Source organism: Curtobacterium sp. MCSS17_007 (genome assembly GCF_003234175.2).
Classification (GTDB): Bacteria; Actinomycetota; Actinomycetes; order Actinomycetales; family Microbacteriaceae; genus Curtobacterium.
This window is the reverse complement of record NZ_CP126257.1, coordinates 592841-605273: the sequence shown is the minus strand read 5'-3', so window position 1 is coordinate 605273 and position 12433 is coordinate 592841. Positions and strand designations below refer to the sequence as shown.

Sequence of the window (12433 nt, the reverse complement as noted above, 5' to 3'; positions counted from 1 at the left end):
CGGTGGCGCCCCTGCCGTTCCCGCCCGCGCGGTCACTCCTGCACATCAGCCGGAGGACCCTGCCGATGTCCACAGGAACGACGCGGATGAGAACAATCCGTTTGCGCTGGTTGTATTTTTGCACTGCGCGCAATTAAGGCTCCCCCGCGCCCGGGTCGGAGCGCCTGCGCGCTCCAGTACGCACGGGAGACCGAATGACCCAGACGGCGACCGCACCCGCGGCCCCCACCACGTCCTCGAACGCGGTGATGAACCACCGGCAGATCCTGCTCGTCATCTACGGGCTGATGGCCGGCATGTTCCTCGGTGCGCTCGACCAGACCATCGTGGGCACCGCGATCCGCACGATCGGCGACGACCTGCACGGCCTCGACCAGCAGGCCTGGGTGACCACGGCGTACCTGATCGCGTCCACGATCACGACGCCGATCTACGGCAAGCTCTCCGACATCTTCGGCCGCCGCCCGCTGTTCCTCACCGCGATCGGCATCTTCATCCTCGGGTCGCTCGCCGCGTCGTTCTCGACCTCGATGCTCATGCTCGCCGGGTTCCGCGCGCTGCAGGGCCTCGGCGCCGGTGGTCTCATGTCGCTGCCGCTCGCGATCATGGGCGACATGCTCGCACCGCGCGAGCGCGCGAAGTACCAGGGCTACTTCCTGGCCGTGTTCGGCATCTCGTCGGTCATCGGTCCGCTCGTCGGCGGCCTGTTCGCCGGTGCGTCCGAGATCCTCTTCGTCAGCGGCTGGCGCTGGGTCTTCCTCGTCAACGTGCCGGTCGGCATCGTCGCCCTCGTCATGGTGACCACCTTCCTGCACCTGCCGAAGTTCGGCGAGCGCGGCAAGCCCCGCATCGACTGGTGGGGCGCCACCCTCGTCATCGTCACCCTCGTCCCGCTGCTCCTCATCGCCGAGCAGGGCCGCGAGTGGGGCTGGGACTCCCCCGGCGCCTTCGCCTGCTACGCGATCGGCGCGCTCGGTCTCGTCGCCTTCGTGATCGTCGAACGCTCCATGGGCGACGACGCGATCCTGCCGCTCAAGCTCTTCGGCTCGCGGGTGTTCTCGATGGCCGCCGTCCTGTCCGTGCTCGTCGGCTTCGGGATGTTCGGCGCGATGCTGACGATCCCGCTCTACCTGCAGATCGTGAAGGGCGTCACGCCGACGGAGTCGGGCTTCGCGATGCTGCCGATGGTGCTCGGCCTGATGATCTCCTCGATCGCGTCCGGCCAGATCATCTCGCGCACCGGCCGCTACGGCGTGTTCCCCGTGACCGGCACCGCGTTCACGGCGATCGGCTTCACGGTCCTGACCTTCCTGACCGCCGACAGCGCGCTGTGGTTCCTCATGCTCGGCATGTTCGGCATCGGCCTCGGGCTCGGGCAGCTCATGCAGACCCTGACCCTCGCTGCGCAGAACTCGGTCTCGCCGCGGGACATCGGCGTGGCCACGAGCGCCGCGACGTTCTTCCGGCAGATCGGCGGCACCATGGGCACCGCGGTGCTCCTGTCGGTCCTGTTCACGCTGATGCCGACGAACATCACCGGTGCGATGCAGGACGAGGCCACCCTGAAGCCGGCGTTGAACGCAGCCCTCACCCCCTCGGTCGCCAGTGCCCCCGAGAACAAGGGCGTCATGGACCAGATCTGGTCGAAGATCGTCGACCCGGTGCAGCGGAACGTCCAGCAGGGGCTCGACAAGGGCGCGGCTGCCGCGAAGCAGGCCGCCGACCAGGCCGTGACGGAGCAGGTCACCGCGCAGGTGCAGCAGCAGGTCGCCGCCGGTCGGATCCCCGCCGCCTCCGCCGACTCGGTCGTCGCCGAGCAGGTCGCCGCGAACAAGTCGGCGGCCGAGCAGCAGGCGCTCGAGACCGCCGCGTCGAAGGCGAACGCCGAGGTCGTCGACGGCACGCTGCAGATCGACTACAGCAACGCCGACCAGCGGAAGGCCGTGGTCGACGAGGTCGCGCCGAAGCTGGTCGACCAGCTGAAGGACGGCGACACGGCAGCCAGCTCGTCCGCCGGCTCGGCCACGAGCGACACGTCGTTCCTCAACGGCGCGGACCAGCGGCTCACCCGTCCGTTCCTGGTCGGGTTCAGCCAGTCGGCCGTCGTCGTGTACTGGGTCGGCCTCGGCGTGATCCTGCTCGCCTTCGTGCTGACGTGGTTCTTCCGGGTCCCACCGCTCCGCAAGGTGTCGGCGCTGCAGGAGCAGGCGAACGCGGCGAAGGACGACGCGGACCGCCTCACCGCCGACGCGCAGCAGGCGGCCGCGAACACCGGTTCGCTCGTCTCGCCGGACACCGGGTCGATGCGGGCCGTCCCGACCTCGCCCGACGTCGCGGTGCAGCAGCCGCAGGACCGGCCTGGAGGCTCCACCTCCTCCGCCACGCGGCCCGCCTCCGAAGCGGGCGGTGCAGACCGCACCGGTCGCGACCCCGAGGACGGCACCCGGGCACCGCTCACGGACGCGACCACCCACGGCGCGCACGCCGCAGCGGCGCCGGTGGACGAGCCTCCGGCAACGACGGCCACGATCCGGACGCATCCCGCGCACGCCGCGTCAGAGCAGTCGGCTGCCCCGGCAGAGCACCACGGGCGGCACACGGCGGAGTAGCAGGCCGCCGCTGCGAGGCGACATCGTCGACGTCGTACGACGTCGACGATGTCGCCTCCGTCGTCCTGCGCGTGACGAACTCAGCGCTGCCCACGCTCCTGCTCCCGGAGCTCGACGTAGTCGCCGGCCGCGCATTCCGAGGTCGCCCTGATCGTGTCGCCGCCGCCCAGATCGGACGAGGTGAACGAGATGGTCGCGATGCCGGATCCCCTGCCGTTGCGACCGGAGTAGCTGCCGTCCCCGTTGCCGCGTTCGTCCGTGCACGTCCCGAGTCGCGGGCCCTCCTCCACGGTCCAGTTCCCACCGAGCGCACTGGCCGGATCGTCGACGAGCTGCTGCACCGCTCGCTTCGCGTCCTCGGGCCGCGTCGACGGGGAACCGGTCCCGCCCGTGCACCCGACCGTGAGGGCGAGTGCGCCGACGATCACTCCGACCGCCGCCGTGCGGACACTCCTCGTCGCCATCTTCCCCGTCTCCCCGGGCGCTGCGCGTCCGCCCCGCTCCATCCTGACCGCTCCTGGCGGCAGGCGCTCAGTCCTGCTGCGCGACCGGCGACACGACCGCCGAACCGACCGCCGACTCGACCGTCGCGTGCGGCAACCGCCGACGCATCACGTCGACCGCCACCGGGTTGTCGTCCATGAGCACGAACCGCCGGCCCAGGTCGCGCGCGACTGCACCGAGGGTTCCGCTCCCCGCGAAGAAGTCGAGCACCCAGTCCCCCTCGCGCGAGGACGCCTGCACCATGCGCCGCAGCACCCCCTCGGGCTTCTGCGTCGGGTACCCGGTCTTCTCGCTGCCGGTCGGCGACACGATCGTGTGCCACCACACGTCGGTCGGCAGCTTCCCGCGCTCCCGCTTCTCCGGCGTGACGAGCCCCGGCGCCATGTACGGCTCCCGGTCCACCGTCTCGGAGTCGAACCAGTACCGTTCCGGGTCCTTCACGTAGACCAGGATCGTGTCGTGCTTCGTGGGCCAGCGGGACCGGGACTTCGCGCCGAAGTCGTACGCCCAGATGATCTCGTTGAGGAACGCGTCACGGCCGAAGAGCGCGTCGAGCAACACCTTGGCGTAGTGCGCCTCGCGGTAGTCGAGGTGCAGGTAGAGCGTGCCGTCGTCGGTGAGCAGGCGCCAGGCCTCGAGCAGCCGGGGCTCGAGGAACGCCCAGTAATCCTCGAACCGGTCGTCGAAGCGCATCAGGTCACCCCTGATGCGCTCGTACGTGCGCCCGCGGAAGCCCGTGATCGTCCCGGCGTCGCCGGCGGTCCGGCGTTCGGCGGTCACCGCGTGCCGTCGCTGCTTCCGGCCGGTGTTGAACGGCGGGTCGAGGTACACCACCGTGAACGACGCGTCGGGCAGGGTCGGCAGCACGTCGAGGTTCTCGCCCAGCACGACGAGGTCCGGGGTCCGGTCGTCGAGGCTGCGCACCGCCCCATCCTCCCGCAGCGCGCAGCCCCGTCGGACCACGGTGCTCAGGACGTCTGCGACGACCCGGTGTCGTCGGTCGCCCGGCATGTGACGCCGCCCGCGACGACGTCCGATGCGTCGTCGGTGCCACCGACGAACACGTCGGTCGCTCTCCCGCTCCGCAGGGCGGTGACCACCGCGAGGTCGTGCGGCGCGGCCACGGTGCCGATCGCCGCGGCGACCCGGAACTGCACGGCCGCAGCGGCACAGTCGTCCGGCGCCGTCACGGCGAACGCGACGCAGCCCTCCTGCTCGCACCCCGCCGGCACGTCGGTGTCGACGTGGTCCTCGGCGCGCTGCGTCGCGGACACGCGGTCGGCGTCGGCCCCACCGTCGGTGACGCAGGACACGTCGCCGACGTCGGAGACCTCTTCGTCGTGGTTCTCGACCAGGACCAGCGGCACGTCCGCCGTGAGCGCGACCGTCCGCTCCTCGACACGGCTCGGTTCGTCGTCGTCGGCGCTCGTGAAGAACCCGACCGTGACGACCGCGGTGCAGCTCCGGTCGGTGTCGATCTCGTACGCGTCGCAGGTCGCGTCACCCGGCGTCGTGTCGCAGGTGCCCTCCCACTCGTCATCGCCAGCCAGCCACGTCACGTTCGTGTGGCCGTCGTCGGAGGACCACTCCGGCTGCTGGGGGTCGTCGCTCCCACCGGCCCCCGGGTCCGAGGAGCCGAACACCTGCGCGGCGACCTCCTGCACGTCGGGGACGAGGGGCAGGACCGCCAGCGATGCCCCCGCCACGAGCACGGCGGCCGCGACCCCGGCGGTGACCGACACCAGGACACGCTGGACCCGGGGCACGGACCGCGAGGGCGGGCCCTCGACGAAGGGCCGGGCAGACGGCACCGACCACGCGTCTGCCGACGAGGCGGCGAGCGCGGCCGCCTGGTTCGCGTCCGGGTGCGCCGCGACCGCGTGGGCGGACAGCGCATCCGCACGACGGGCAGCGGACCGGTCGCGGACCCGGCCGACCGCTGCCACGACCCCGTCGGCGTACCGGAAGGCCCCGACCACCCAGAGCGCGACACCCGCGATGAGGGGTGCGAGCGCCAGGACGGCCGGTCCGTCGGCGACCCAGAGGACGCAGAGGACCAGGAAGGAGGCGAGCGTCACGGCGGCACCGACGACGAGCGCCGCGGTCGCGCCCCGGCCGACCGAGCGGCGCAGCACGCGCGTCGGCACCCAGAACACCCACCCGGCGGGCGCCGTCGGCAGGTCGTCAGCGGGGGTCCACCCGGCAGCGGGCTCGGCACCCTCGTACAGGTCGGCCCAGTCGGCGGACGGCGTCGGCCATCCCGGTGGGGTGCGGAAGCGGAGCGGGGGCGTCGAGTCGGGCACGGGGAGACAGTAGTGCCCGCAGCGACGCCGCACGGCCCCACGTTCGGGGCAGCTCCGGGCGCCGGTCAGGCCCGCGGCGTACCGTCACCGCCATGGCATCACCCGAGGTCCGCAACGACACCGACGCGCAGCAGTACTCCCTGATCGAGGACGGCGAGGTCATCGGCTTCGCGGCGTACGAGGTCGACGGCGACGAGATCCGCTTCACCCACACCGAGGTCGACCCCGCCCACCGCGGCGGCGGTCACGCGTCGATCCTCGTCCAGCACGCGCTCGACGACGTCCGCGAGGGCTCGCTGCGCGTCGTCCCGCTCTGCAGCTACGTGAAGGCGTGGATCGAGCGGCACCCGGACTACCAGGAGCTCACGACGCGCTAGCGTGCGCAGCAGCCCGGTGCGTCAGTAGGTGCGGTCGAGCGTGCCGGGTCGCGCCTCGTGCCGACCGGCGTGGCCCACCGACGGCACACGGATGAGCACGTTGCCGCTGAGCAGGTCGTGGTCGTCGTCCGCGGGCGTCGGGGCCTCCTTCGGGAGGCGCGACTGCCGTTCGTACTCGGCCTGCGACTCGTGACGGGTCGGCGCGAACACCTCGTCCATCATCGAGACGACACCACCGGATCCGCCGCTGCGCGTGGCCTTGTTCGACAGGTCGATCCACCCCGCGCGATCGGCGATCCACATCACGACGACCGCTGCGGCCACCGCCCCCAGGAGGATCAACCAGTTCACGCTCCCGACGCTACGTCAGTCGCTCGGCCAGTGCCTCCGCCGCGCGGATGATCCTCGCCATCAGACCGATCAGGGCACCCGCTCGAGCCACTCCCGCGTCGCGAACTTCGTCTCGACGAGTTCCCGCGCCCGGGCACGCTCGGCCTCGGTCACGTGCCCCTCGTGTGCCCCGTACAGCTTCGTGAAGGTGCCGATCAGCCGGTCGATGACCTCGGCACGGGTGAGGCCGGTCTGCGAGCGCAGGGGGTCGACGCGCTTGGCGGCCGAGGTCGTTCCCTTGTCGCTCATCTTCTCGCGCCCGATGCGCAGGACCTCGACCATCTTCTGGCCGTCCATGTCGTAGCTCATCGTGGCGTGGTGGAGCAGGGCGCCGGTGCCGAGCCGCTTCTGCGCCGCGCCGCCGATCTTGCCCTTCGTCGACGAGATGTCGTTGAGCGGCTGGTAGTAGGCCTCGATGCCGAGGGACTTCAGCGCCTCGATCACCCACTCGTCCAGGTAGGCGTACGAGTCGGCGAACGTCATGCCCTGCACGAGGTCGGTCGGTACGTACAGCGAGTACGAGATGATCGCGCCCGCGTCCATGAACATCGCGCCACCGCCGGAGATGCGCCGGACGACCTCGACGCCGTGCTTCTCGGCGCCGGCCGGGTCGACCTCGTTCTTCAGGGACTGGAACGACCCGATCACGACCGCGGGCTGGTCCCACTCCCAGATGCGCAGGGTCGGGCCGCGGCGGCCGGCACCCACCTCCTCGGTGAGGACCTGGTCGAGCGCGAGGTGCTCGTTCGGCGAGATCGGCCCTTCGTGGATGATCTCCCAGTCGTACTCCTGCCAGGTCGACGCCCGCGAGAGCGCTCGGCGGACGGCGACCCCGACGGACTCGGGCGTGAAGCCGAGCAACACCGCACCCTCGGGCAGCGCCGCGCGGACCGCGGCGGCGACGCCGGCCGCATCCGTGGTCGCGGGCAGGCCGTTCACGGCCTGGTCGATCAGCGGCAGCGCGTCGTCCGGCTCGAGGAAGAAGTCGCCTGCCAGTCGGAACTCCTGGATGCTCCCGTCGACGACCTCGAGGTCGACGACGACCAGCTTGCCTCCGGGGACCTTGTACTCACCGTGCACGGAACGAGCCTACGCCCGCCACCTGTCGGCCTGGAGGCGCGGCGCGGCACCGCCCCGTGCCTCCAGTCCGCCCCGTGGTCGCGTCAGCGAGCCACGTGCCGGTCCAGCCACGCGACCAGGTCGGCGACCACCTCGTCCCGGTTCGTCTCGTTGTAGACCTCGTGCCGCGCGCCCTCGTACACGTGCACCTGCACGTCGGACAGCTTGCCGCGACGGCGGTACGCCTCGGCGAGCCGCTCCACCGAGCGGGGTCCACCGAGGGTGTCGTCGGACCCGACCTGCAGCAGCAGCGGCAGGTCGTGCGGGATCGACCGCCGCGGCACCCCGAGCAGTCGGAGCGCGTCCGCGACACCGAACAGCCTGATCACGTCGGCCTCGACCGCGAGCGGGTCGGCCGCGATCGCCGCGATGACGGCGCGGTCGCGCGTGATCCACTCGTACTTGGTCGGCCCGGAGCCGGCGTGCCGCGCGTTGAGGTCGCCGCTGTTCATCCACCCGGGCAGCCGGTACGCGGTCGCGGAGAGCACGACGCCGTCGTACCGCTCCGACGACGTGTTCACGATCCGCTGTGCCATGAGCGACCCCCACGAGTGCCCGAGGAGCACCAGCGGGATGCCGGGGTCCTGCTCGCGGGCGACGGCGGTCATCTGCTCGACGGCCGCGATCGCCGCGCGCAGGCCGCCCGGTCCGAGCCTGCCGAGCCGCGCGTGGTCGCCGTCCCACTGCCCGAGGCCGGTGCGTCCGTGCCCGCGGTGGTCGTTCGCGTGGACGGTGTACCCGGCCCGGACGAGGTCCTGCGCCAGCGGCTCGTACCGGAGCCCGTGCTCGCCGACACCGTGCGCGATCTGCACGATGCCCTTCGGCTTGCCGGCACGCCAGGTCGAGTAGACGATCTCGACGCCGTGCGCGTCGGTGAACGAGGAGTCCCCTCGGGCTGCGGAGAAGGTCGGCACACCCGCATCCTGGCAGACGCCGAGCGCCCCGGGGGTGTTCATCCGGCGTTCACGCAGCGGGCTCGGAGCCGGCCTAGCGTCACGCCCATGGACGTCCTCGTCACCGTCGTGCTGGTGATCGTGGTGGCCCTCGTGTTCGACTTCACGAACGGCTTCCACGACACCGCGAACGCCATGGCCACCTCGGTCGCCACCGGAGCCCTGAAGCCCCGGACCGCCGTGCTCATCTCCGCCGTGCTCAACGTGGTCGGCGCGTTCCTGTCCACCGAGGTCGCGAAGACGGTGTCGCAGGGCATCATCCGCGAGGGCCAGGACGGCATCCAGATCAGCCCGACCATGATCTTCGCGGGACTCGTCGGCGCCGTGCTCTGGAACCTCGCCACCTGGTACTTCGGCCTGCCGTCGTCGTCCACGCACGCGCTGTTCGGCGGGCTCATCGGAGCGTCGATCATCGGCGCCGGACTGCACTCCGTCGACTGGGCCACCGTCGTGTCGAAGGTCGTGCTCCCCGCTCTGCTCTCCCCGGTCATCGCGGGCGTGATCGCCCTCGTCGCGACGTACATCGCGTACTCGCTCACGAGGAACGCGACCACGCACGGCGCGGCGACGGGCTTCCGGCACGGGCAGACCGTCTCGGCGTCGCTGGTGTCGCTCGCGCACGGGACCAACGACGCGCAGAAGACGATGGGCGTCATCACGCTGACCCTGATCGCCGCGGACTACCAGCCGTCCGGCAGCGGTCCGGCGCTCTGGGTGGTCCTCGCCTGCGGCCTCGCGATCGGCCTCGGGACCTACATGGGCGGCTGGCGCATCATGCGGACCGTCGGCAAGAAGATCTCCGACGTGCAGTCGCCGCAGGGCTTCGCGGCGGAGACGAGCTCGGCCGCGACGATCCTGGTGTCCTCGCACCTCGGATTCGCCCTCTCGACGACCCACGTGACGAGCGGCTCCGTGGTCGGCTCGGGACTCGGCAAGAAGCTCGCCGACGTGCACTGGTCCGTCGTGGGTCGGATCGTCGTGGCGTGGGTCGTCACGCTCCCCGCCGCCGCGGTGGTGGGAGCCCTGGCGACCCTGGTCGCGTCGACGAGCACGATCGGCCTGGTGGTCGTGGCCGTGCTCGCCCTCGCGGGCGGGCTGACCTTCTTCGTCCTCGCGCGCCGGAAGCCGGTCACGAAGGACACCGTCAACGACGAGCAGCCGACCGCCGAGTCGGTCCCGGCCTAGGAGGACCAGCGTGGACATCGACCTGAGCAGCATCGGGATCGTCGCGGGCGTCGGCTTCGTCGCCGCGGTCGGCGTGGTGCTCGTCTACACCCTCGGCCTGCGGTTGCTCGGGACCGGGCAGCCCGTCGACGTCGCCGGGGAGCGCACGGAGTACCGGGACGAGACGCCGCGGTCCGGGCACACCCCGCCGGCGGCGACGGCCGGAGCGGTGCTGTGCTTCGCGGTCTGCGCCGCTGCGGTCCTCACCGGCATCTGGCTGACGATCCCACAGTTCCACCAGTAGCGGACGGGAGGGGCGGTGCGGGTGACCGACGGCGGTCACCCGCACCGCGCCTCCCGTCCGCGGTCAGCGGTCAGTGCGCGCTGTAGCCGCCGTCGACCAGGTGGTAGCTGCCGCTGATGAACGAGGCCTTGTCGCTGAGCAGGAACAGCACGAGCGCCGCGACCTCGGCGTCGGTGCCGAGCCGCTTCGCCGCGTGCTCGCCCTCGAGCGCCGCGAGCTCCTCGCCGGACAGCGACGCGCGCACGAGCGGGGTGTCGATGAAGCCCGGGCCGACCGCGTTCGTGCGGACGCCCTGCGCCGTGTACTCGAGCGCCGCGACCTTCGTGAGCCCGACGAGCGCGTGCTTCGACGCCACGTAGGCCGCGTTCTGCGCGATGCCGACCGAGCCGAGCACCGAGGCCATGTTGACGATGGCACCGCCGCCGGCCTGCAGCATCGCCGGGATCTCGTAGCGGAGCCCGTAGAACACACCGTCGAGGTCGACCGCGCGGACGCGGTCCCACGCCTCGACGTCGTACTCGCCGATCGGCTTCGGCGCCGCGCCGATGCCGGCGTTGTTCACCGCGAGGTGCAGCGCACCGTAGGTGTCGACCGCGTACTGCACCATCCGCTCGTTGTCGGCGGCGACGGCGGAGTTCGCCTCGAACGCGGTGGCCGTGCCGCCCGCGCCCTCGATCTCCGACACGACCCGCTCCGCTGCGTCCCGCTTGATGTCGGTGACGACGACCTCGGCCCCGGCCGCGGCCAGTTCCTTCGCGATCGCCTCGCCGATGCCGCTGCCGCCACCGGTGACGACGGCCACCTTGCCCTCGAACTCGGACATGTTCTCCTTCTCTCTCGGCAACACGTGTTGTCTATTCGGAAGCATACACCCGGTCGCCCAGTTCGTTCACTGAACTAATCAGTTAGACTGCGGACCGTGACCGACGGTTCCCTCTCCACCGACCTGCGGATCGCCGTGAACCGTCTCTCGCGGACGCTCCGGGCACAGAAGGCCGACACGACCATGACCGACGGGCAGTTCTCCGCCCTCGCACGACTCCACCGCGACGGCGCGATGACCCTCGCCGAACTCAGCCGTCAGGACGGCGTCACACCGCCGAGCATGACGAAGACCGTGACGGTCCTGGTCGAGCGGGGCCTGGCCACGAAGGGCGGTCACGACGACGACCGGCGCAAGGTCCGGATCTGCACGACGCCCGCCGGTGCCGCGTTCGTCGAGGAGACCCGACGGCACCGCGACGACTGGCTCACCCCGCGCCTGGCCGAGCTCACCGACGAGGAACGCACCACCCTGGCCGACGCCACCGAGATCATGAGGAGGCTGGCCCAGCAGTGACCGCCATGTTCCGCTCCCTGTCCGCCCGCAACTACCGCATCTGGTTCGCCGGCGCCCTGGTGTCCAACGTCGGCACCTGGATGCAGCGCACCGCCCAGGACTGGCTCGTCCTCACGAAGCTGTCCGACAACGACGCCATCGCGGTCGGCATCACGATGGCGCTGCAGTTCGGACCGCAGCTGCTCCTCCTGCCGTTGACCGGGCTCGCGGCGGACCGGTTCGACCGGCGGAGGACGCTCATGCTCACGCAGGGCCTCATGGGCGCACTCGGGCTCGGCCTCGGGATCATGGTCCTCACCGACACGGCCACGCTCTGGTCCCTCTACGGCTTCGCCCTCGCGCTCGGCATCGTCGCCGCGTTCGACACCCCCGTCCGCCAGGCCTTCGTGTCCGACGTCGTCCAGGGCGAACACGTGGCGAACGCCGTCGCGCTCAACTCCGCGTCGTTCAACGCCGCGCGGCTGATCGGCCCCGCGGTCGCCGGTGTGCTCATCGCTGCCATCGGCTCCGGCTGGGTGTTCGTGATCAACGCCGGATCGTTCCTGGCCGTCCTCGTGGCCCTGCGGTTCGTGGACCCCGCGCAGCTCGCCGAGCGCATCCGGCCGACGCGCGGCAAGGGGCAGATCGTCGCAGGCTTCCGGTACGTGCGGACCCGCCCGGACATCGTCGTCGTGCTGTGCATGATCTTCGTCGTCGGCACGTTCGGCGTGAACTTCCCGATCTTCACCTCGACCATGGCCCGCGTGGAGTTCGGCAAGGGCGCCGGAGAGTTCGGTCTCCTCAACTCCGTGATGGCGATCGGGTCCGTCGCCGGCGCGCTGCTCTCCGCCCGGCGCGACCGACCGCGGATGCGCACCCTCGTCGTCGCCTCCGCAGGGTTCGGGCTCGCGTGCACCGCGGCCGCCCTCGCCCCGACCTACTGGACGTTCGCCATCGTCCTCGTGTTCGTCGGGCTCGCCTCGCTCACCTTCATGACGACCGCGAACGCACTCGTGCAGACCACCACGAAGCCCGCGATGCGCGGCCGCGTGATGGCGCTCTACATGGCGATCTTCGCCGGGGGCACGCCGATCGGCGCCCCCGTCGTCGGTGCCGTCGCCGACGCGTGGGGTCCGCGGTGGGCCATCGTCGTCGGCGCGGTGTCGGGGTTCGTCGCCCTCGCGATCGCCCTGGTCTGGCTGGTGCGCTGGGAGCGGTTCCGACTCCGGTACGACGCCGACGCACGGCTGCACCTGGCGGTGACGCACGCGGTACCGGTCGTCGGGTCGCGGAGCGCGCGTGCCGCGCTGCGGCGCGACCTCGAGCGCGACGAGGCGGTCGCGGACCGGTCCAGCGCGGTCTGAGCCGCTCGGTCACCACCCGCCGGACGGG

At 71.5% G+C, this 12433-nt stretch carries 13 protein-coding genes; 6 read left to right on the top strand and 7 right to left on the bottom strand.

Annotated features, from left to right (window positions below; all coding sequences use genetic code 11):
* The first annotated feature begins 194 nt into the window (after positions 1-194).
* Positions 195-2609, top strand: coding sequence for an MDR family MFS transporter (locus tag DEJ22_RS02905; protein ID WP_111226658.1), 2415 nt, complete (start codon positions 195-197; stop codon positions 2607-2609).
* 80 nt (positions 2610-2689) lie between these two features.
* Here the strand turns inward: DEJ22_RS02905 and DEJ22_RS02900 are convergent, their stop codons facing one another.
* The 3 genes from DEJ22_RS02900 to DEJ22_RS02890 all read right to left on the bottom strand — a co-directional run bounded on the left by DEJ22_RS02900 (position 2690) and on the right by DEJ22_RS02890 (position 5416).
* Positions 2690-3073: a hypothetical protein gene (locus DEJ22_RS02900; RefSeq protein WP_146241712.1), complete on the bottom strand. Its 384-nt coding sequence runs from the start codon at positions 3071-3073 to the stop codon at positions 2690-2692.
* Positions 3074-3140: 67 nt separating this feature from the next.
* Positions 3141-4037 carry a DNA-methyltransferase gene (locus DEJ22_RS02895; RefSeq protein ID WP_258379581.1) on the bottom strand — a complete coding sequence of 299 codons (897 nt, stop codon included), beginning with the start codon at positions 4035-4037 and terminating at the stop codon, positions 3141-3143.
* Positions 4038-4081: 44 nt separating this feature from the next.
* The gene (locus DEJ22_RS02890) at positions 4082-5416 is read right to left on the bottom strand and encodes a hypothetical protein (protein ID WP_111226661.1); all 1335 of its coding nucleotides are present in this window, start codon (positions 5414-5416) and stop codon (positions 4082-4084) included.
* A gap of 92 nt (positions 5417-5508) precedes the next feature.
* On the opposite strand from DEJ22_RS02890, the gene DEJ22_RS02885 reads away from it, so the two are divergent.
* Positions 5509-5793 carry a GNAT family N-acetyltransferase gene (locus DEJ22_RS02885; protein ID WP_111226662.1) on the top strand — a complete coding sequence of 95 codons (285 nt, stop codon included), beginning with the start codon at positions 5509-5511 and terminating at the stop codon, positions 5791-5793.
* A gap of 21 nt (positions 5794-5814) precedes the next feature.
* Here the strand turns inward: DEJ22_RS02885 and DEJ22_RS02880 are convergent, their stop codons facing one another.
* From DEJ22_RS02880 to DEJ22_RS02870, 3 genes are all read right to left on the bottom strand, one after another.
* Positions 5815-6144 (bottom strand): hypothetical protein, encoded by a 330-nt coding sequence (locus DEJ22_RS02880; RefSeq protein ID WP_111226663.1) that lies wholly within the window; start codon positions 6142-6144, stop codon positions 5815-5817.
* A 69-nt stretch (positions 6145-6213) separates the two neighbouring features.
* The gene (gene lplAB, locus DEJ22_RS02875) at positions 6214-7263 is read right to left on the bottom strand and encodes a lipoate-protein ligase LplAB (protein WP_111226664.1); all 1050 of its coding nucleotides are present in this window, start codon (positions 7261-7263) and stop codon (positions 6214-6216) included.
* Positions 7264-7346: 83 nt separating this feature from the next.
* Entirely contained in the window at positions 7347-8216 is an 870-nt protein-coding gene (locus tag DEJ22_RS02870; protein WP_258379582.1) for an alpha/beta hydrolase, read from the bottom strand.
* A gap of 87 nt (positions 8217-8303) precedes the next feature.
* Here DEJ22_RS02870 and DEJ22_RS02865 point away from each other — a divergent pair, with 87 nt between their 5' ends.
* Positions 8304-9440 carry an inorganic phosphate transporter gene (locus DEJ22_RS02865; protein ID WP_111226666.1) on the top strand — a complete coding sequence of 379 codons (1137 nt, stop codon included), beginning with the start codon at positions 8304-8306 and terminating at the stop codon, positions 9438-9440.
* Positions 9441-9450: 10 nt separating this feature from the next.
* Positions 9451-9723: a hypothetical protein gene (locus DEJ22_RS02860; protein ID WP_111226667.1), complete on the top strand. Its 273-nt coding sequence runs from the start codon at positions 9451-9453 to the stop codon at positions 9721-9723.
* Between the two features lie 70 nt (positions 9724-9793).
* Here the strand turns inward: DEJ22_RS02860 and DEJ22_RS02855 are convergent, their stop codons facing one another.
* Positions 9794-10546, bottom strand: coding sequence for an SDR family NAD(P)-dependent oxidoreductase (locus DEJ22_RS02855; protein ID WP_111226668.1), 753 nt, complete (start codon positions 10544-10546; stop codon positions 9794-9796).
* A 96-nt stretch (positions 10547-10642) separates the two neighbouring features.
* Here DEJ22_RS02855 and DEJ22_RS02850 point away from each other — a divergent pair, with 96 nt between their 5' ends.
* Together DEJ22_RS02850 and DEJ22_RS02845 are read left to right on the top strand one after the other, a co-directional pair.
* Positions 10643-11062: a MarR family winged helix-turn-helix transcriptional regulator gene (locus DEJ22_RS02850; RefSeq protein ID WP_111226669.1), complete on the top strand. Its 420-nt coding sequence runs from the start codon at positions 10643-10645 to the stop codon at positions 11060-11062.
* On the top strand, positions 11059-12405 hold the full coding sequence (locus tag DEJ22_RS02845; protein WP_111226670.1) for an MFS transporter: 1347 nt from the start codon (positions 11059-11061) through the stop codon (positions 12403-12405). Before DEJ22_RS02850 ends, DEJ22_RS02845 begins: the two co-directional genes overlap by 4 nt.
* Positions 12406-12433: the final 28 nt, after the last annotated feature.